Genomic DNA, 20300 nt, shown 5'->3' with positions numbered 1-20300 from the left:
AACGGGCGATAATAATGAACAAATGAACAAATGAACACGCTATTCAATATTGAGAGCACACTTGCAAACCGGACAATCATCGCTCAAACACCTAGATTTATTAGATGCTTAATTCTAAACAATATGTCGCTATGCTTTAAATCGTTTTAGTTGCTGTTTTAGCATTAATACTTGTCGTTCTAATTGTTCTCTTTCATCGAGTAATTGTAGAATTAACGCGGTATCTCCCCAATCGAGCGCAAGATCACGCTGAATTCGGGTCGCTTTTTGTACTACAAGCAAATTTTCCACACTAAATTGCCATTGTGCTAATTCAACGCCCTCAAATGGAATCGCGATACAGTGCTCTACAAGTTCAAGCAGCAATGCAGAACTAATATCACTGCACTCACACAGTTCATCGCTACTTAACCAACGGTCTTGTTCGCTTATATTAATTTGCAGCATCATTATTTACTCCAACTGTCACGTGGGTCGAATGTTGTTTTTTCGGCTAATTCAGTCCACAATTTTTTGCTTGTATCATCTGTTGATTTAGGAACAACAATCTTGAGTACCGCATATAAATCACCATGCGCTTTTTTGCTCAGTAACCCTTTACCTTTTATGCGCAAGCGTTGTCCTGATTGACTATTTACCGGAATACTAACTTGAATATTACCCGTTAAAGTCGGGATTTTTAGTTTAGTACCCAGCACCGCTTCCCATGGTGCAATGGGCACAACAATACTCAAATCTTTACCATCAACATCAAATAAAGGATGCGGCGCATAGCGAATTTGTAAATACAGATCGCCATTATCAGCTTTAGTTTGTCCGGCTCCACCCTGTCCTTTAAGGCGAATACGTTCACCATTAGCAACACCAGCAGGAATTTTAACTTTTAAGGATTTAGGTTGCTCAACAATATGACCTCGGGCATCACGCTGTTGCAAAGTAAACGACACGGGTTTGAGTGTGTCTACTAAGGTTTCTTCTAGAAACATCGGGAATTCCATTTCCACATCTTGACCTTTTGCACGTCTAGTTTGGCTACTACGTTGCTGGCCACCTTGCTCAAAACCTGTGTGTCGTCCACCGAAAATTGAATTAAAAAAGTCAGAAAACTCTTGATCCGTTTGTGGATCGTTTTGTTGACCCCAACCTTGACCAGCACTGCCCCTGCTTTGGCTTCTATTTAGGTGATGATGACGCAATTCGTCATATTGTGCACGCTCTTCACTATTGTGCAAAACCTCATAGGCTTCACCAATTTCTTTAAATTTTTCTTCTGCTTCAGGATGTTTACTTACATCTGGATGATACTTAACAGCGAGTTTTTTATAGGCTTTTTTTATCGTTTTATCATCAGCATCAGGTTCAACACCTAATATAGTGTAATAGTCTTTAAAATTCATTTTGTCTCCTAAAGAAACAAGTTTGTAATGGGTAATCAGACTGTCTAGGACTAATCAACATTATCTAACCAACATAAATAAGTTTAGTCCTTGAGATAAATAATACGCTTGATCTTGATCAAATCTACTACATTATATTAAGTTTAGTAAATAAGCATTATGTAAACCAAAAAACGATATATTCTTACTATAAAATGCCACAAGAGCAAAAATATTCTGTTGATTAAAAAGATAAAAAATACTTTCAACACATTTATATGTCTACGTATATGTCTACGGTTTCGGCTTTAATATTACGCTTGCTCATTAAAGTCTGCCATAGGACTATCGATTTATTATTTGATGCTTATTTGACACGATAAGTCCCTTTGTATCCTATCTCGCGATATAAAATGCATTTAAAAATACTGTTAACAACATCACTCTAGCTAGCATATGCTTTGAAAATGAGCGAATACTCGTCATGTTTATTAATCATGACTAATTTGCCTTGATATATCTCATTAAATTGACTGAGATCACATTGCTTGTCCAGCTAACCATTACACTATTTAAATAGCAGTCCTCGAGTATGTCGAGGACAATTGTCTAACGTAAAGGACCCCTGCCTTGATATATATTCTAATAATAAAAGGTGCATGACATGGCACCAGAGAGGCAAAAGCCGATAACTACACAGGGTAATGATATTCGTCAAACTCTGGGACTTGATCAATCTAATGGAAAGAAAAAATCCGTTAAAAAATGGTTTTGGGGCACTGGGGTCATTGTTGTTATCGCTATTCTAGTATGGCAAATGTGGAGTAGTAGTCAGTCACAAACGCTGCAATATAAAACAGCCAATGTCAGCCGTGGATCTTTAAGTATTACTGTTACGGCTACAGGTACACTACAACCCGTCAATCAAGTTGAAGTTGGCTCAGAAATTTCTGGTACGATTAAAACTGTATTGGTGGATTTTAACGATTACGTTAAAAAGGGCCAAATACTTGCCAACATGAACACAGACCAGTTGCAGACCAAAGTTAATCAAGCAAAAGCATATCTTGATTCGGCTAAAGCACAGGTTAAACAAGTAGAAGCAACTATTTTAGAAACTCACAAAGCCCTAATTCGTTACCGAGAACTGGTAAATAAAGGCTTGTATTCAATACAAGAGTTGGACATATCACAAGCGTCGTATGATCGAGCGATCGCGAACCTTACCAGTGCTAAAGCATTAGTAGCTCAATCTCAAGCAGCTTTAGATGCAGAATTAACAACTCTGGCGAAAGCCACCATACACTCACCCATTGATGGCATTGTATTAATTCGTGATGTTGAGCCTGGCCAAACAATGGCCGCTTCTTTTCAAACACCAGTCATGTTTACATTGGCCGAAAACCTCGCTCAAATGGAATTACATGTCGACGTAGATGAAGCTGACGTAGGCCAAATTATGGTTGGCCAAGAAGCATCGTTTACCGTTGATGCTTATGCCGATAAAAATTTCCCTGCCACAATCACAGATATCCATTTTGCTTCGCAAACTATTGACGGAGTAGTGACTTATGAAACGGTTCTCAGTGTTGACAATTCAGCATTATTACTGCGCCCAGGAATGACGGCAACAGCAGATATTTTGGTTAAAAAAATTGAAAATGCATTATTGGTACCTAATGCTGCATTACGTTTTAAACCGTCAAAAGAAGATAACAAAACCACTAACCAAGGAGGCTTTATGAAAAATATAATGCCTCGACCTCCGAGTATTTCCAAGACTCAAGTTGATACCAATGACATTGAAAAAGATCAGCAGCAAGTGTGGACACTGCGTGATAACCAACCGGTAGCGATTAATGTTTCAACGGGGTCAACCAATGGAATCAATACCGAAATCACCAGTGGCGATATTCTCGACGAGATGCCATTGATCATCGATACTGTCAGTAATCAAAGTGAATAATTCAATCGCTAGTCAACACCCTCTTATTGAACTCAGGGGGGTAAGTAAGATTTATGGCACTGGCCAAGCCGAGATGCAGGCTTTGGCTGGGGTGAATTTAACCATTGAGCGTGGTGATTTTGTTGCAGTGATGGGACCCAGTGGTTCAGGAAAATCAACATGTATGAATGTATTGGGCTGCCTAGATACCCCCACGGCAGGCCAATATCTGTTTGATGGTATAGATGTCGGTTCACTAAGCCGCGATCAATTGGCGCTTCTAAGGCGTAATTACCTTGGATTTATCTTTCAGGGATTCAACTTACTCAACAGAACCTCTGCATTAGAAAATGTCGAATTACCGTTAATTTATCGCGGTTTGCCAGCCGGCGAACGTCGTGAGCGTGCGTTAAACGCACTAAATATAGTGGGGTTGAGTGGTTGGGAACATCATACACCAGGTGAATTATCAGGTGGCCAACAGCAACGGGTTGCCATCGCTAGAGCTATAGTCACTCAACCATCAGTATTATTAGCCGACGAACCCACCGGCAATCTAGACTCTTCACGTAGCCGAGAAATTATGGAGCTACTTAGTAGGTTTAATCTCGAACAAGGTATTACCATTGTTATGGTAACTCATGAGCCAGACATGGCGGCATTTGCCAAACGTCAGATCCATTTTATCGATGGCCACGTTGTCAAAGATGATAGCAGAGGGGCACGCTAATGTTATGGAATGCTGTGTTACTGGCAATGAGAGAAATACGCCGTAACCTTATGCGCTCATTCCTCACTGTATTAGGTATTGTGATAGGTGTTGCTGCGGTAATCATTATGGTTACCATTGGCGGCGGCGCCACTTTACAGGTAACAGAACAAGTCGCCAGCCTTGGCAGTAATTTGTTATTGGTCTCACCAGGTCAGAGAATGGGCATGGGCCAACGCTCATCGGCATCAGCATTTCACTTAGCAGACGCTGAAGCAATTGCTCGAGATATCAGCAATATCAGTGCCGTCGCCCCTTCGTCATCTCAGGGTGCAACTGTGGTTTACGGTAATGAAAACTGGAGTACCAGCATTATGGGCTCCACCAATCAATTTTTCGTTGCTGGTAACTGGGTTTTCGAGTCAGGACGAGCATTTACCCAAAGTGAATTACGTGCAGGTAAAGCCATATGCGTTATCGGAGAAAGCGTTCGTAAACAACTGTTTGGTGAACAAAATCCATTAGGCCAAAAAATACGATTAGAAAAATTCTCATGTGAAATTATAGGGTTATTGAATGCCAAAGGACAGTCAACCATGGGTTCAGATCAAGACGATTTAGTGGTGATCCCCCTACGCACTTTTCAGCGCCGTTTAGCCGGTAACCAAGATATTAAACTTATTCAAATTTCGGTTAACGATGGCGAATCGACCCAAAAAGTAAAACAGGCCATTGGTGAATTATTGCGTGAACGCCGCCATATAGCGAGTAACGAAGAAGACGACTTTACCGTTATGGACATGAAAGAAATATCCAATATGCTAAGTGGTATCACAAAAGTATTAACCACTTTACTCGGTGCTGTTGCGGCAGTGAGTTTACTTGTTGGTGGTATTGGTATTATGAATATCATGCTGGTATCGGTCACCGAACGCACACGGGAAATAGGTATTCGTCTTGCCATTGGTGCTATGGAGCGAGAAGTGCTATTACAGTTTTTAGTAGAAGCTGTAATGCTGTCTTCATTAGGTGGAATTATTGGTATCGTATTGGCATTAATTGGATCTGTTGCGCTGGCGAACTTAATGCATATTCCCTTTGTCTTCAATCTAAGTATTGTGGTGGTGTCTTTCCTATTCTCAGCGGCTGTAGGTGTTATTTTTGGATACTTCCCTGCCCGTAAAGCCGCACAATTGGATCCTATAGAAGCCTTGCGCCATGAGTAAAGATGTAGAGACCAAATTTTTATTTTAACGTGTACTGCTCTGTGACTAACAAAAAGAAGTCATTTATTGATATTGGCTTATAGTAGAAATATCCCTGAAAAGCCTTACATCCCAAGGCTTTTAGAGTATTAACTTCGGCTTCTGTTTCTACTCCCTCTGCAATAAGGTCTAAATTAAACGTTCGCGCAATTAACATGGTGGCTTCAACAATGGCACGGCTATCATCGCGTTTATCGATAAGGGTAACAAAACTTCTATCAATTTTAATTTTATCCACGGGTAAGTGTTTAAGATAACTTAACGAGGAATATCCTGTTCCAAAATCATCAATGGATACTTCAAAGCCTATCTTTTTTAAAGCCGTTATTTTATCGACAGCCAAGTCGACATCTTCTAACATGGCACTTTCTGTTAATTCCAACTCTATATTACAAACGGTTATTTGATGTTTATTAATAATGGCAGTGATACGTTCAATCAAATCAGCTTGATAAAATTGTTTTGCACTTAAGTTTATTGCCAACGTTATTGGTTTTGTCAATGAAAGTGCCTGAAGATATTTTATACATAAGCAAGCCTGTTCAAATATCCATTCCCCAAGTGGAATAATGAAACCCGTCTTTTCTGCAATACCAATAAATTCCGTCGGAGCAATATTGCCAAGCTCAGAATGATTCCATCGAATTAATAATTCGGCCCCAATAATGTGACCATTATCGTCAACTTGAGGTTGTGCCACCATAAAGAAGTCATTTTGAGTCAATGCCTTACGCATATCGGTATCGAGTAAATATCGACGCCGAGTTTGTTTCTCCATATCTTGCTGATAAAAGACAGCACAAGTTCCCGTCGCAGCCTTGGCTTTTGACATGGCTAAGTCACCCTGCATAAACACAGTATAGGCATCACTGCTGTTTGCAGAAAAATAGGTAACACCAATGCTAGCATTCACATCAATACTGCGCTTATCAATAAGATAGTTTGTGGTAAAACATTGATTAATTTGCCTGAGAAACTCATCAATATATATTTTAAGATTTAACTGACTAGGGCACAAAATAACAAATTCATCACCGGAAAAACGTCCTAAAATTTCATGCTGTTTACAAATAAGTTGTAATCGTTGAGCCACTTGGCAAAGCAAATCATCACCAACGTGGTGCCCAAGAGAATCATTAATATCCCTAAATCCATCTAAATCGATATAAATTAAGGCTCCAGAAAATGCATTGCTACTACATTGTTCTATCTGTTGATTAAGCTCATTAATTAAACGGGTTCGATTAGGTAAACCTGTCAACTCATCATGAAATGCAATATAGGTTAGTTGATGCTCTGCTTGTTTTCGGCGCTCAACTTCATTAACCATCTGTGTGTGCTGTAAAGAAGACCTACATGCGTAAAAAAGATCTTTTACCGCTGGGGTAATAGCATTGATGACCTGAGGAGGCAATGATTTATCAGTGCGCTCAAGTACAAAAATGGCTTGATTGGAGAAGGCAAAAATATGATAAAAAGTATTCTGATGTATTATCTGCTTACTAACAACATAATCTGTAGGCTGTGTTCGAAATATTTGCTTAAAAAACAGGTTGATGGCAGAAACTTGTTCGGGATTACATGCCGTAATACTTGGCATACTTATCCTTCCCCAATCGTTGCAAACAACTTCCTCAGTGGTAAACAAATCGCCGGCTAATTTCCTTGGAATGTATAAATAAGCCGCCTTAACCGATAAACGACGAATACAAGTTTCCATATACTTTCGGCACAATGACCTAAAATCAGTATTAGCATTAAGACTTCGGGTAATTTCATACTGTATTGAAACAAGTTCTAATGTCGCTAGATTGGATGTAGAGTCACTCATGTTACATCCCTCCAAGCACAATCGTCTTATTCAAGAATTGAATTGCACCCTGGTTAGAATTTTTTATTTCCCCAATCGACAGCACGCCAACAATAATATTTCCACCAGCAAATTGGTTATTAATCGCGTCAAGTTCCAACTGGTAATCACTTTGTAAGTGAAATGCTCGAGAAATACAGTCAATTAAAAATACATGGCGTATTTTATCGGTTTTATTCGGGGATAATTTAGCTGCGAATTGGGCACCAGCATCACTGGCAGCAGAAATTAATACCTCTTTCGTAGCATGGAGTATATAAACCAAACTATTTTCAGCGACATTACCAACACAAACTAGGCTATTTTCATTAACTGACATAATGTCCCTGACTAAATATTCTTCGTCTAATTGCTTCAATCCAAAAGGATAACAGTGAAGATATTTATTTATATTTTCTTTGGTAATATCGATACCACTAAGTAAAGATATCGCTTCACTAAATATCTCAACAGCAGGTTGATAATTCAAACTATGGATAACATTTTCATAAGCTTCAGTAACAAGGTAGGGACCTGCAATCTTTGGTAAATCATGCTTACCGACTACTTGAATTTTGTAGGAGTTCGATAAACAAAATATAATAGCGGCATTTCTGAAACACCCCTGCTCATCGGCAATGCTCATATTAAAACGGTTATCAATATCGCCAACACCGGCACCAATTAAGGTTCTGTCACTCCCCAGTTTTTCATAAACGGTAGCAATGAATGGTTCAACAGCATGGCTTAACCCATCAACAAATATGAAAGCAGAACCGAAACTGCCGTTATCGGCCACAAACTGCTGCAGTTGATGACATAACACATCATGACTAGCTGCAATATTAGGAATAATTAAACTTGTTATAGGGTCTTTGAAACCAATGACGAGTACTCCCCGATAGCTATAATGGTTTCCGTATACTACCCCTGGAATGATACAGGCATTCAAGGGCACAGACGTTACTGCAGCAAGGTTAGGTATCGATTCGATTCGCACTGTTGACTGGCTGGCAATTAAAACGACGATATACTTTGCATCAGCACTTATTGAACGCTCTATGAGTTCCACGACATTTTCTTCTGTCGCATCGTCACAAAACTCTATGTTGGTAAACATCATTGTCATTATTTATCTGAGATCCCTATCATCAAATACACAACTAATCATAGTCGATAACAAAATAAATTTACTAATTAAAATAACTTATTGAGGGATACATCACATTAAACTGTTATTGATTCTGCAAAGCAATAAAGACTGTTATCTCATATGGTTGAATTATTCCAACGCCCAAACTAATTTAACCGCTCAGTGTCTTTGTTAATCATGCTTACACTACCTAGTATGACATCCATTTAGGTATCGTCATTACATCGATAAAGCATTGCGCTCACCCGATGTTTTCTTCTATATATTAAATGTTAACACTGACAGATTATTCAAAAGCCAATATCATTAAGGTTTCGACCGATGCATGATCGCATTAATATTATAATTAACTGCACTCACAAAAATTAACCATAACGTTAAAATAGTACTGATAAAATTATTCAACTTTCATCCAGTTTCAGCTTGGTTTGAAAATTAATATAAATGTCATTTATAAAGTTTTTTTATGGATTATTTGTTGAGAGGGTATAAATTCAAGCGGATTATTGTTAATACAGACAGATACCGAAAATGGTGTCTGTCTGCTTAGTGCTAACTGCGTTAAGCCTAGGTTCTAAATTGTTTGACGTTTAATTCTAACGTTTGAGCTAACTCTTCAAGTTGATGACTAGCTGCAGTAATTTTACTCGCCTCTTGCTGAGCCAACGATGAAGATTGGGTGATTTGACTAAAGTTTTGGTTTATTTCAGCGGCAACCACCGATTGCTGTTCAGCGGCAGTAGCAATTTGTGTGTTCATATCACTTATCTTTATGACAGAAACGTTGATTGCGGTTAACGATTCGCCAGCACATTTGGCCTGTTCCACGCTGGTATTGGCTTGATTTTTACCTTCATCCATAACCGTAACTGCTTTAACAGAACTGGTGCGCATATTTTCAATAACGACTTGAATTTGGCGAGTTGATTCTTGTGTACGTTGGGCAAGATTACGCACTTCGTCAGCAACAACAGCAAAGCCACGCCCCTGCTCCCCAGCCCGAGCAGCTTCAATAGCGGCATTCAATGCCAATAAATTTGTTTGTTCAGAAATAGCCTGTATTACATCTAACACAGAGCCAATCTGTTGGCTGTCTTGAGATAATAAATTAATGATATCTGCAGCTTCGCTAACTTTTATAGCTAACAAATTAATATCGGCTTGGGTTTTACTCACTTCAAGCTGACCAGCGTTAAATTCATTGGTTGCCGTTTGCGCTAACATTGCAGCTTCACTAGTGTGACTAGCAACTTCTGCCACTGTAGCCGACATTTGCGTAATAGCTGCAGCACCTTGATCAGTTGCTAGTTTTTGATTATTAATTAAATGCTCATTTTGTTTCGCCGTTTGGTATAAATCTTTAGACGATGATAATAATTTACTCGCGGCTGTCATTGAATTTTTGGTAATTTCAGCCAAATTAACGGCTAAGTCTTGTACTGCGCATAGAATACTATTGGGTGTTGTAACGTCTATTTTAACAGTAAGGTCGCCTGCGGCAATTTGTTGGATTACTTTCGCGGCATACTCTGGTTCACCACCAATAATATTTTTTAGTTGCTTTACAGAAGTGAAAGCAACGATGCTGCCTATAATTAATGCTATGACGGTAACAACAAGCATGACCGACTGGAAGCTAGTAGTTTGCTCTCTTGCAGCAGAAACTTGGTGTTGAATTTGTGATTCTTGATAATCAATGAGTTTATTGACTCTTTTTAACCAGTCGCTATATAAAGGAGAAACTGTCGTCAACAAATATTCCGCTGCCGCTTCATTACGATTTGTATTAATCATATCAAGCAAGGTAGAAGTTGAGGTTAAAGTAGTGATTTCAATTTCTTTGATGTTTTGTAACAGCGTTAACTCTTCATCATTGTGTTGCACGTTTTCATACATGCTATCGAGCTTTTTTGCCGCTATTTGGTAATAATTATTCAAGCGGACTATATCGTCCTGATGCTTCTTCGATAAACCTTTATTATTAACTAAAACAGAATCTCGAATTGAAATTGCTCTATCATGTACACTACCCCTAAAATTAATCGCTTGGCGCTGCTCAACAGCAGATTGCTCTGATAATTTGGTTAAATTGTTATCTGCGATACTAATTTTCACCAAACCAAACAAGGTTATACCAACCATAATTACCAGTAAGGTTGCAAACCCAAAGTACAAACGACTTATTATTCTCATTGTAAAAACCTTTGTATGTGATGATATTTTATCAATATATGTTACCAAACTTGGCTAAACGACATTGGTAGCCTAATGTGTTGTATTTATTAAATAAGAACTTCGAAAAAAACCAGATCAGATGTATTGTCAACCAAGCTTAGTTCATAATGATTTAATTGGAATTTTATTTTAAAGCTCTGCGATAATAGAGAAATTACCATTCCAACCCAACATTTTTTGCTGATATGTTTAACGGAGCATCAAAAACTTGGTCGGTAAGCTTAATGAACTCAGATACAGATGTATACTGTTAAGATACTAAATTGATAGATAATATTAGTCTATTTAATAAACAAACAAGAAATAATCGAGATTCCAGACAAACACAATTGAATCAAAATGGCTATTTCGGTTTTACAAAAATAGCCATTTGGATTCTATCTATTAGTGGTTTAAATAAATGAAAAAAATAGTGGTGACTGAAATAAAGAAGATGGTATTGAATACAGCATTTATCATTATTTAATGAGACCTTTATTTAATGCAACACATTCAAAGCTAGTCATTGTCCATCGGCGATATTGACAGTTATAACAAGAACGCAGTTCATCATCAATTTGTTCATCTTCATCATCAGCAGCAAAAAAATGACATAGCAGTGCCACTGCTCTAGCCTTGCCATATTGTCCTAATCCCGTCCGAAAAATCCATTGGGTTCCATTTTGCTCAAATTCCTTTCGGACTGATATTGGGTCCATTTTTATACCTCCCCCAGTGTCAGGATAGTTGTTCAATAATGTTGTAAAACTTGTTTACTGGCATTGCACCACACATTAGCGTCTCGATTAACTAACAATACGAACTTATGATTAAGATAAACCGCTTTCACTTTGCCTTTAAGTTGGACCGTCTCATCAAACTTGAGCTGATACTCATCCGTGCTCATAACCGCATCAAGACCTGTTTTTGAAAGAATATCAGCCACGCTTAATTCATGTGGAACCTCATCAGACTGCCCGAGTTTAATTTTTCCTTTAACGCGTCCATCATTGCCCAACAAACGTAAACCTAATCCGGCTAAAGCACCAATAATACCCTGGCCCGTTCCGCCATGTTCCGTCAAACTTATGTTCTGTTGCTCGGCCAATGCATAAGCCGTGGCTTTAGTGATAACTTCTGATTTAGCTTTACGGCCAAAGTCTATCAGCGCAGATGCATCAAATACGGAGCCAGTGTCAAGAATGGCAATCCCAGGGTCTGCTGCAGGTGCAGATTCAGCGACTAAATGAGCGACTGCAAGCTTAAGAATTTCATCTTGTGGTAATGGTGAACACAAATGAAAACACATAGCACTGTTGTGGGATGTATAGGGAATATCAGGATGTACAAACAACTGATGACGAGTGATAAAAGATGCTTTCCCACCTGAAACATCAGCAAGCATTTGTGCTATTTCTTCGGCAATTTCACCAGTGCCTTTAGTGCCTATATCATCGGTATCGTCGATACAAATCAGCCAGTTTTTCATTTTATATCCTGAATTTTGTTAATAACTCTATAGTATTTTTTCTTCTTAATTCGGGCTAAAAGATGAAATTTAGGAGCCGAAATCAGAATGTTTCACTGATTTGATATCAAACAGTTCTTTGTCCAGAATTAACGTTATCTATCTGTTTTTAGTAAATCATGAGCTTTCAGCCTAGCGAGTACCGGAGGCACCAATAATGCTCCCAATATGGCAAAGAAACCGCCTTGCAATATACTGATACCCCATTGAATGAACATTACATCCAGTGCCATTCCAGCAAGCATGTTAGCCAGTGCCACTTTCCCAGCCCAGGCAATACAGCCTGAAATTCCTAGAATCACACAGCGCCAATGAATATTCATACTCAATGGTAAAAGTAGCGCAACTAAATCCATGCTGATGGCGGGTAATATAAACTTCAAAAGGATCAACGGGCCTCCTTTACCAACACCCAGAGCCATGGCGACGAATCCCGCAATAGCACCACAGGCCGTAATACTTCCGAAACGGCCTAACACCCCATAACATATTAAATAGAAAAAGCTGGTTAAAAACATAGTATGCCCAGACAAACCAATATTCAGCCTTAGCAACCCAGTTAATGCAACCAGCAATGTGGCACAAAAACCTACAAATAGAGAGTCTTGGAGACTCAAAGAACGTTTATTATTCATCGTTTTCTCTAGGTGAATGCCAATGTGTTGGTCGTGGATGTTGACCAAAATGACGACTGTGTGCCGCTACTGCCATTTGGTGTGATAACTTTAATAACAGGATCAATGCAGGAAAGAGCACACAATAAACTAGCTCAGACCAATTTTTGGGGTTACGCAGTGCCTTGGGTGTGATACGCGCACCTCGTAGACACTGGATTTGATATATCTCGCGGATTTCATCTAACATATAAGGCAGTAGACTTAATGAGGCTGCGACCACAAAAGCCCATTTTTTGGGTAAAAATGAACTCAGCACTTCGCCAATGCGCTCTGGCGCAGCAGTAATACATAGCCACCAACTAGGAATGGTTGCCAATACAATGCGTACCACTACCACAGAACCATCAATTAAAGATTCAACACCATAAAGTATTAAATACAAACCCAGAGTGATGATCAGTTGGATTAAAGCAAGTTTGACCACGCCCCATATATTGCCGCGACATAACACCCCATGAACGACTAATAGTCCATTGATCCCGACTAGAAATAACAATAAAGATGTAGGTAGAACAAAAGCACAAGCAGATAGCACGCACACCAATAATAATGATAATGCACAACTCACGGTTTCCCGTCGTTCAGGATCCCATGTGTTAAACCATTGGACACGACCCAATCGGCCTCTAGCCTTCATTTTTATATCCCATTTCAATGATCTCCTCTTTAAACTGACCTTCACGCAAGCCAAATTGCCGAGAAACAACATGATGCTTAATGCTTCTATGACTACTCAGTAAAATAGTACTTCCTTGAGACTGCAGACGTTCAAGTAAGTACCACACTTTGCTGTAGTAATATTTATCCATTCCTGCCAGAGGATCATCTAATAACAATACCTTAGGCTGTAAACATGCTAACGATGCAAGGGCAATAATATGCTGTTGACCATATGACAATGTATGTGGTGACAAATTAGATAATGCAGTTAATTCAAGTTCCTCCAGCATTTTAGTCGCACGAATTTGGGGAAGATCAAACCGCTTTAAGCTAAATTGCATTTCAGCTAACACATTAGTTTCAAATAACTGTCTACTCGGCCTTTGCATTAAAAAACCCAGTTCAGATCCATAAATTCCAAGCTTTGGAGTCCGTTCTAAAACAGTTACAGGCAATTGTTGTCTTAAATTAAGTACGCCTGCTAGCGCTCTCAATAAGCTTGTTTTTCCCGAGCCATTATCCCCAATTAAGCTAACGATTTCTCCTGCATGTAATGTGAAGCCTTGTGGACAGGTAAATAACGCGGAACTACCATCAAATCTAAATTCAAACGCTTCAGCACTAATAACCACATCATGTTTCGTTTGATCATTCTCCACCTTTTTGCTTTGTTGCAAGTCGAGATGTGGTTGAAGATCATTGTTGACGGTATAAATACCTTCGGATAAACCCCCGTCTTCAAACTGCCAATAATATTGAATAATGTCAGCGAACGCATGAGGGTTGTGCTCTACCAACACAAGAGCCATACCATCTTGGATAAGATTGTGCAGTACAGCCAAAAGCTCACTTACCCCCTTGTCGTCTAATTGAGCCCAAGGCTCATCTAGCAAGAGTAAATTAGGTTCGCATACCAACTGAGAAGCCATTATAAGACGATATTTTTGACCAAGCGAAAGAGTGTTCACTTTAGTATCAAGGCGCATATGTAAACCCACACGTCTTAACGCTAATTGAACTTTCGGTAACATGTCCTTAGCAGGAACACCAATATTTTCCAGAGTAAATGCCACTTCGGCACCCACAGTATTGCGTAATAGTTGGGTTTGCGGGTCTTGAGTCACAAGACCCGCAAGAAGTTGAGGATTAGACCAAATGTCACCGTCATGTGGATGATTGAGCACACCTGCAAGCAAATTTAATAAACTAGACTTACCCGATCCTGTTGGACCGCTCACGCAATGGCATTGACCACGACTAATCACCAAGTTGATATTTTGCAATACCTTTGGTAAATGGTTCCCATAGCTAACGCTAACATTCTTTAGCTCAAGTAATTTAATCTTATATCTGCCAGTTCACGCCAACAAAGACCTGACGTCCCGCTTGAGGTAAAGACTCACTCTGATAATAATTCTCATCAAATAAGTTAGTAGAACGTATGTATAGCTCTAGCTTTTCATTAATGAGTGGATAAGCTAGATTAATATCAACTAATGTATAATTATCAAGGGATTGTTGTTGATATTGAGTTTTACCATCAATTTTCACCTTGGCTGCATATACTTGATCTAATATACGCTCTACATTTAAATTCATCTTAAGTTCAAACGGAAGCTCATAGTTTACTTGCCAACGAAGTTGGTGACGGGGGCGGTACTGTAATGAATCTAACGTATCATCATCTGCCATCTCCTCTGAATCAAGGAAGCTATATGAAAAACTTAAATCTAACTTATCAATGCTATTGTTATTAATTTGAAAATCAATCCCTTTAAATTTATAACGATCCATGTTTTGATAAAAATCATCGTTATCTTTAGCGATATAATTTTTAGCATCGGTGTAATAACCATAAAGTGAAAAATCCGTATCTGCAGGCAAATTCTGTTCTAAGCCAAGCTCTACGTGTTTAGACTCTTCTGCTTCTAAGTCACTATTACCAGCGGATAATGAATACAGATTTTCCATCGATGGGAAACGAACTTTACGGGCAACACTTAAACTTAAACGTGAATCTTTCGCAACTTGCCAATAACTCGATGCCATAGCTGAATAGTTATCATCAGTACTGTCTGAGTTATCTAGAGAATGAAAACTTGCACCTAATGTAAAACCATATTGCCTTTCAGAATGATATTGATACTCTGCAGCTGCTGTATATAGCCAAGCAGAATCATCTATGTTGTCCGGATCATCAATCGCAATCGTTGATTCCCAGCTTTGTTTTTCCGCAATAACAGACGTTGTCAATAAACCGACATTTTTCAAATCAGTAATCAGCTGTAAATTAATACCTTGCACAACTGAACTACTATCTTGGGTTTCTTTTAAATCTAGGTAGGTTTCATCTTTGTAAGACGCTTCTAACATATCGGTTTGATTGTGATAACCAAAGCCACGAATAATAAAAGTATCGTTAAATTCATGAGCTAGACCTAACTGTAAAGTATGTTCATCAAAATCATCAACACGTTCAAACTTCACACTTCCAGTACCTGTACCATCACGAGAAGGTTTGCCCCAATCGCCATTACGAAATGCCATATTGGTAATAAGTTGGGTTTTGTCAGATAACCAATAACTTCCTTGAGCATAAACGTTGGTGACTTCTTTATCTGAATTTTCACGCAAGTTATCGTCTTGATATTCTGTAGCTTCAAAATCATCTGACATTGGGTAAGCATCAGTTTGTTGTCGACTTACACTCATTAACCCCTGCCAATCATCACCTGAACCAGCGGCACTAATATCACCATTAAAGGTATCATTTTCACCTGATTCTAGGCGGCCTGATAACGCTGGTGCTGCATTGCCCTGCTTAGTAATAATATTAATAACACCACCAGCACCACTTGGCCCATAAAGTACCGATGTTGGACCTACAGATACTTCTATTGATGCAATTTGGCTGGTAGGAATAACGCTAGGATTAAATTGCCCGTCACCGGCACTGCTCATTGGCACACCATTAACAAGTAATGTTACATGACGACTTTTAAAACCTCGGATATCAACTCTTGGTGTACCATCTCCGCCCACACGAATGTAAACCCCAGGCACATTCTTTAGAACCTGTTCTAACGTTTGAGCTCCTGTAGCTCGGATCTCTTCATCATTGATGCTCCAATGAGTCGTAGCCATATCTCTGGGTTGACCACCGTCACCATGAACAACAATGACTTCATTGATATTAAGTAAAGGATCACGGCTAATTTCATCAGCCTGTACTGTAAAACAAAGTCCAATAGCCAAGGTTACAGTTGAAAGTTTAAAAGTAGTTTTCCTAGAGATCATATTAGTACTGCCATGTATATAATTTAATGATTAATCTATTTTAATACGTTATATAACAACTTCAATTGTAGCGATTATCGATATCGACTTAGATCTAATATTTTCTAAATACGTGATCACTACCTTGCACCCGACTAACCTATCATTAAATAAAAATCTGTGAGATATGTTTCATTTTTCATTAGTATTACGGTGTATTAACCATGTTATTAATAATGTAAATAAAAATGAAAATAGTTTTATTTACATTGTTAACATTAAAGCTGAGTAGCTAATTGATTAAAATATCTTATTTAAATATAAGTCTAGGATGTATTCCATTATTAAAAAGACCTTTAAGGATTATAAATAGAACAGTCAATAAATGACCCCGTATTGATTTTTAAATTAATAAAAAGTCAAACTAACGCTTTCATAAACTGTATTATAATTGTTGTATAAAAATGGTAAAGCAACGAAAAATAATCAAACAGGCTCATCAATATATAACGGTTATAATAGCTGTTACTGGAATAAAAAATGCTGATTGCAATCAATATAGCAGAAAGTTGTGATACTAAAGTAACCCACAAAATCGGGCTGTCTATGCTTACGATACTGACGTTGTTAACTGTGTTAATTTTATTGGTGTTTTTGTTGCCAATGTCGAGTAATAACAGTAACTCAATTTCTCTTTAGCGCCATTTTACCTCGATTGATTATACTGCTCACGTTTAAATTTAGCTCGCGAGTCAAAAAATCAATATAAGTTAAGTATTTACTCTCACACAGTCAATCGAGTTCCATTCTTACAATGACTAAGCACAACAAAGAATGCGATAGCACTATCATTTATCACTTTCTACAAGCTATCTCCACACTTCCCTCATCCTTTCTGCACAATCTATTTGTATGATTTAAATCAGATAACGGTTTCTTATCAAGCTATCGGGTAAAAGCTTAACTACATAAGGAAGGTAAATGTTTAATAGACAAGATAACAACACTCTACAAAATTTTCCCGTATGTGATGATCAATACCGTATTAAATGCGCTAGCGACCGGACAAACCTCAGCATAAAAAATCCAACACGGTTACAGGTAAACAACACTAATGAAAACTGATAACCATACCATCGAGCAATTGCTGACGACATATGAAGGACACAGTCTTGCCGATCTACATCATGCTAATTTGCAAGATAGAGTAGATTCTAAATTTATCTTACCGCTAGATGTTTTACCTGATCTACTCAAAGCGGCTCGCTCTCATTACAGCGTCTTACAAATCAATGGCAAACGTACGGCAAACTACTTCAACCAATACTTTGATACACAGGAGATGAATTTCTACAAAGATCACCACAATGGCAAGTTAAACCGCTTTAAAGTTCGTAAGCGTACTTATTTAGACACGGATACCCAATTCCTAGAAGTAAAATTTAAAAACAATCATAAAAGAACCATCAAAAGCCGTGTCCGTTGCGACGAAAGTATCCAGTGCGATGATGATAACCAATCATTTATTCGTAAACATCTTGGTGTCAATTTTGACGATTTAAGCGTGTCTCAACAAGGTGGCTATGAGCGTATTGCACTAGCCAATGAGGCCATCCCTGAACGCCTTACTATAGACTATAACCTCTGGTATCAGTCTTCTAATGGAGTGGAGCGCATTGAACTCGATGGTTTTTTTATCGTCGAGCTAAAGCAAAAAAAATATTCAAAAAATTCTCCATTTTATCAGATGATACCTACCCATAATTTTTCCCCTATCTCTTTCAGTAAATACTGCATCGGCTGTGTACTGCTTTATCAACAAGGAATTAAATATAACCGTTTTAAACCCACTCTGATGAAACTGTCCTCTTTAAACCAACAACATCATACTGCGCCATGGAGTTATTGATATGACCGAAATTACGTCTGATTTTCTTGTTCTATTTTTAGTGAATTTTATTTCCATCGTTATACTTTGCTACGGTTGCTATTACCGTATTAATAAGAACGCTAACGTGGCCGGATCCTTCGTTTTATTTGGCATTGGTATATTTTTAATCACGTTCTTGCTACACGGCATCGACATGTCGATGGAATTTGCTTTTGGTTTGTTTGCCGTGTTCGGCATGCTGCGCTATCGCACGGATACCATCTCCATAAAAGAGATGACTTACCTGTTTTTGGTTACTGCCATTGCACTGTTATCTGCTGTCAGTAAACTGCCTATATTAGAGTTGTTTTCAATCAATGGATCTTTGTGTTTTATTGCTTTTCTGGTCGATACCCGCTTTTTTCAAGGGCACAATCAAATACAGCGGATCTCATACGAACGTATCGATAATATTAAGCCTCAAAATAGGGCGCTATTGCTGGCCGATCTGCGTGAACGCACTGGTTTGCAAGTTACCAGCGTAGATATCGAACATATCGACTTTCTCAGAGATACCGCTGAGCTCATCGTGCACTACACTCCGTCCGATATACTACAGAAAGATCATGCCTCCATTCCTAGCAGCAAAATGGAGACGCACTCATGAAAAAACTCATATCTTATTTAACGCCAACATTATTGTTGTTGGCATCCAGTAGCTCAGCAGCCGATTACCCTGAATTCAAATGGGGAAGCTATATCATGCTCGATCATGATCAATTCTCAGATCTTTTCCTAGAAGATGATGAATCTGATAATTACGGGTCAGATGTGCGTCGGGCGCGATTAAGCACAAAAATCAAATTTAGTGACAACTGGAAAAGTAAATTTCAAGTTGATCTGTCTGATGGTGACTCTGTAGAGATTAAGGATGCCTATCTTCAATACCAAGGCTGGGACTGGGCGACTATTACAGTGGGTAAACAAAAAGAGCCCTTTGGTTTAGAGAAACTCACCGGCTCTCGTAATACCTTTATGATAGAGCGCAGTATGGTCACTGAAGCTCTGGCACCAGGACGCAGTGTTGGAGCTAATCTAAGCGGTAAAGAAGGTAACGTTAATTGGGATATTGGCTATTTTCAAGACGAGGATTCTGCAGATAACTATGGGGTTACGGGTAGACTGACATGGGCTCTAGTCGATCCCGATGATAACTTCATCCATCTTGGTGCCGCGTTAAGCGAACGCCGCTTAGGGGGCGATGAATTTCGGATTAATGAACCGTTAGAGGTTTATTCCAGTGATTCATTACTAGAAGGGACCCGACTAAACGCAGATGATGAATCGCTTGCGGGTATTGAATTGATGTGGCAGTACCAAGGCTTTGTCTCCATGGCGGAGTGGATACAAGCTGATATTGACGATCCTACAAAAGGACCCCATCACTATGAAGGTGGCTACTATCAAATGAGCTATCCCCTATCGGGTAAAAATCGCCACTACAAAAATGGCAAACTCAGCAGCATTAAAGCTAATAACGACTGGGAGCTTACTTGGCGACTGAGCCAGTTTAACTTAATAGAAGAAAACAGTAAGGCTCAAACCTTCTCCGTTGGTGTTAACTATCTGGTCAACGAAAATTTAATGTTCAAGGTCAACTATATTAGAGCCAAACTCGAAGATGATGGAGAGACATATAACGCTGACAATGCCTTTTCCCTCCGTGCTCAATATAGTTTTTAAATCGTGAACCTAAATAGGCATTTAGGGTTATCGTT

Annotated in this window: 17 protein-coding genes; 6 read left to right on the top strand and 11 right to left on the bottom strand. The window is 38.8% G+C overall.

What is annotated here, in order from left to right; translation table 11 throughout:
- Positions 1 to 129: 129 nt before the first annotated feature.
- Together ABIS04_RS08665 and ABIS04_RS08660 are read right to left on the bottom strand one after the other, a co-directional pair.
- Positions 130 to 450 carry a chaperone modulator CbpM gene (locus ABIS04_RS08665; RefSeq protein ID WP_254693697.1) on the bottom strand — a complete coding sequence of 107 codons (321 nt, stop codon included), beginning with the start codon at positions 448 to 450 and terminating at the stop codon, positions 130 to 132.
- On the bottom strand, positions 450 to 1397 hold the full coding sequence (locus tag ABIS04_RS08660) for a DnaJ C-terminal domain-containing protein (protein WP_137220845.1): 948 nt from the start codon (positions 1395 to 1397) through the stop codon (positions 450 to 452). Before ABIS04_RS08660 ends, ABIS04_RS08665 begins: the two co-directional genes overlap by 1 nt.
- A 643-nt stretch (positions 1398 to 2040) precedes the next feature.
- Between ABIS04_RS08660 and ABIS04_RS08655 the strand changes: the two genes are divergently transcribed.
- The 3 genes from ABIS04_RS08655 to ABIS04_RS08645 are packed head-to-tail and all read left to right on the top strand — an operon-like array spanning position 2041 to position 5256.
- Positions 2041 to 3342: an efflux RND transporter periplasmic adaptor subunit gene (locus tag ABIS04_RS08655; RefSeq protein WP_350433192.1), complete on the top strand. Its 1302-nt coding sequence runs from the start codon at positions 2041 to 2043 to the stop codon at positions 3340 to 3342.
- Entirely contained in the window at positions 3335 to 4051 is a 717-nt protein-coding gene (locus ABIS04_RS08650) for an ABC transporter ATP-binding protein (RefSeq protein ID WP_240778464.1), read from the top strand. The genes ABIS04_RS08655 and ABIS04_RS08650 overlap by 8 nt, the downstream gene beginning before the upstream one ends.
- On the top strand, positions 4051 to 5256 hold the full coding sequence (locus ABIS04_RS08645; RefSeq protein WP_350433191.1) for an ABC transporter permease: 1206 nt from the start codon (positions 4051 to 4053) through the stop codon (positions 5254 to 5256). Before ABIS04_RS08650 ends, ABIS04_RS08645 begins: the two co-directional genes overlap by 1 nt.
- A gap of 19 nt (positions 5257 to 5275) precedes the next feature.
- Here the strand turns inward: ABIS04_RS08645 and ABIS04_RS08640 are convergent, their stop codons facing one another.
- From ABIS04_RS08640 to ABIS04_RS08600, 9 genes are all read right to left on the bottom strand, one after another.
- Complete coding sequence (locus tag ABIS04_RS08640) at positions 5276 to 7126, bottom strand: bifunctional diguanylate cyclase/phosphodiesterase (protein WP_350433190.1); 1851 nt, start codon at positions 7124 to 7126, stop codon at positions 5276 to 5278.
- Between the two features lies 1 nt (position 7127).
- Positions 7128 to 8273 carry an FIST C-terminal domain-containing protein gene (locus ABIS04_RS08635; protein WP_350433189.1) on the bottom strand — a complete coding sequence of 382 codons (1146 nt, stop codon included), beginning with the start codon at positions 8271 to 8273 and terminating at the stop codon, positions 7128 to 7130.
- Positions 8274 to 8864: 591 nt separating this feature from the next.
- Complete coding sequence (locus tag ABIS04_RS08630; protein WP_350433188.1) at positions 8865 to 10490, bottom strand: methyl-accepting chemotaxis protein; 1626 nt, start codon at positions 10488 to 10490, stop codon at positions 8865 to 8867.
- 500 nt (positions 10491 to 10990) lie between these two features.
- Positions 10991 to 11230, bottom strand: a complete 240-nt coding sequence (locus ABIS04_RS08625) for a hypothetical protein (protein ID WP_350433187.1) — start codon at positions 11228 to 11230, stop codon at positions 10991 to 10993.
- 32 nt (positions 11231 to 11262) lie between these two features.
- On the bottom strand, positions 11263 to 12000 hold the full coding sequence (locus ABIS04_RS08620) for a DNA-binding protein (protein ID WP_350433186.1): 738 nt from the start codon (positions 11998 to 12000) through the stop codon (positions 11263 to 11265).
- A gap of 134 nt (positions 12001 to 12134) precedes the next feature.
- On the bottom strand, positions 12135 to 12674 hold the full coding sequence (locus tag ABIS04_RS08615; protein WP_137220863.1) for a core component of ECF transporter: 540 nt from the start codon (positions 12672 to 12674) through the stop codon (positions 12135 to 12137).
- Entirely contained in the window at positions 12667 to 13353 is a 687-nt protein-coding gene (locus ABIS04_RS08610) for an energy-coupling factor transporter transmembrane component T (RefSeq protein WP_350433185.1), read from the bottom strand. Before ABIS04_RS08610 ends, ABIS04_RS08615 begins: the two co-directional genes overlap by 8 nt.
- The gene (locus ABIS04_RS08605) at positions 13343 to 14719 is read right to left on the bottom strand and encodes an ABC transporter ATP-binding protein (RefSeq protein WP_350433413.1); all 1377 of its coding nucleotides are present in this window, start codon (positions 14717 to 14719) and stop codon (positions 13343 to 13345) included. The genes ABIS04_RS08610 and ABIS04_RS08605 overlap by 11 nt, the downstream gene beginning before the upstream one ends.
- A 1-nt stretch (position 14720) precedes the next feature.
- Positions 14721 to 16673, bottom strand: coding sequence for a TonB-dependent receptor (locus ABIS04_RS08600; protein WP_350433184.1), 1953 nt, complete (start codon positions 16671 to 16673; stop codon positions 14721 to 14723).
- Between the two features lie 1093 nt (positions 16674 to 17766).
- Here ABIS04_RS08600 and ABIS04_RS08595 point away from each other — a divergent pair.
- The 3 genes from ABIS04_RS08595 to ABIS04_RS08585 are packed head-to-tail and all read left to right on the top strand — an operon-like array spanning position 17767 to position 20265.
- Positions 17767 to 18561: a polyphosphate polymerase domain-containing protein gene (locus tag ABIS04_RS08595; RefSeq protein ID WP_350433183.1), complete on the top strand. Its 795-nt coding sequence runs from the start codon at positions 17767 to 17769 to the stop codon at positions 18559 to 18561.
- A 1-nt stretch (position 18562) separates the two neighbouring features.
- Positions 18563 to 19189, top strand: a complete 627-nt coding sequence (locus ABIS04_RS08590) for a DUF4956 domain-containing protein (RefSeq protein WP_350433182.1) — start codon at positions 18563 to 18565, stop codon at positions 19187 to 19189.
- The gene (locus tag ABIS04_RS08585; protein ID WP_350433181.1) at positions 19186 to 20265 is read left to right on the top strand and encodes a porin; all 1080 of its coding nucleotides are present in this window, start codon (positions 19186 to 19188) and stop codon (positions 20263 to 20265) included. Before ABIS04_RS08590 ends, ABIS04_RS08585 begins: the two co-directional genes overlap by 4 nt.
- Positions 20266 to 20300: the final 35 nt, after the last annotated feature.

This window comes from Shewanella sp. H8, from assembly GCF_040285065.1.
GTDB classification, from domain to species: Bacteria; Pseudomonadota; Gammaproteobacteria; order Enterobacterales; family Shewanellaceae; genus Shewanella; species Shewanella polaris.
The sequence above is the reverse complement of the archived record's forward strand: the minus strand, read 5'-3'. Positions and strand labels throughout refer to the sequence as shown.

Excerpts from the sequence above, each read along its gene's own strand:
- ABIS04_RS08665 (WP_254693697.1), bottom strand. The coding sequence starts at position 450 with ATGATGCTGCAAATTAATATAAGCGAACAAGACCGTTGGTTAAGTAGC.
- ABIS04_RS08660 (WP_137220845.1), bottom strand. The coding sequence starts at position 1,397 with ATGAATTTTAAAGACTATTACACTATATTAGGTGTTGAACCTGATGCT.
- ABIS04_RS08655 (WP_350433192.1), top strand. The coding sequence starts at position 2,041 with ATGGCACCAGAGAGGCAAAAGCCGATAACTACACAGGGTAATGATATT.
- ABIS04_RS08645 (WP_350433191.1), top strand. The coding sequence starts at position 4,051 with ATGTTATGGAATGCTGTGTTACTGGCAATGAGAGAAATACGCCGTAAC.
- ABIS04_RS08640 (WP_350433190.1), bottom strand. The coding sequence starts at position 7,126 with ATGAGTGACTCTACATCCAATCTAGCGACATTAGAACTTGTTTCAATA.
- ABIS04_RS08635 (WP_350433189.1), bottom strand. The coding sequence starts at position 8,273 with ATGACAATGATGTTTACCAACATAGAGTTTTGTGACGATGCGACAGAA.
- ABIS04_RS08630 (WP_350433188.1), bottom strand. The coding sequence starts at position 10,490 with ATGAGAATAATAAGTCGTTTGTACTTTGGGTTTGCAACCTTACTGGTA.
- ABIS04_RS08625 (WP_350433187.1), bottom strand. The coding sequence starts at position 11,230 with ATGGACCCAATATCAGTCCGAAAGGAATTTGAGCAAAATGGAACCCAA.
- ABIS04_RS08620 (WP_350433186.1), bottom strand. The coding sequence starts at position 12,000 with ATGAAAAACTGGCTGATTTGTATCGACGATACCGATGATATAGGCACT.
- ABIS04_RS08615 (WP_137220863.1), bottom strand. The coding sequence starts at position 12,674 with ATGAATAATAAACGTTCTTTGAGTCTCCAAGACTCTCTATTTGTAGGT.
- ABIS04_RS08610 (WP_350433185.1), bottom strand. The coding sequence starts at position 13,353 with ATGAAGGCTAGAGGCCGATTGGGTCGTGTCCAATGGTTTAACACATGG.
- ABIS04_RS08600 (WP_350433184.1), bottom strand. The coding sequence starts at position 16,673 with ATGATCTCTAGGAAAACTACTTTTAAACTTTCAACTGTAACCTTGGCT.
- ABIS04_RS08595 (WP_350433183.1), top strand. The coding sequence starts at position 17,767 with ATGAAAACTGATAACCATACCATCGAGCAATTGCTGACGACATATGAA.
- ABIS04_RS08590 (WP_350433182.1), top strand. The coding sequence starts at position 18,563 with ATGACCGAAATTACGTCTGATTTTCTTGTTCTATTTTTAGTGAATTTT.
- ABIS04_RS08585 (WP_350433181.1), top strand. The coding sequence starts at position 19,186 with ATGAAAAAACTCATATCTTATTTAACGCCAACATTATTGTTGTTGGCA.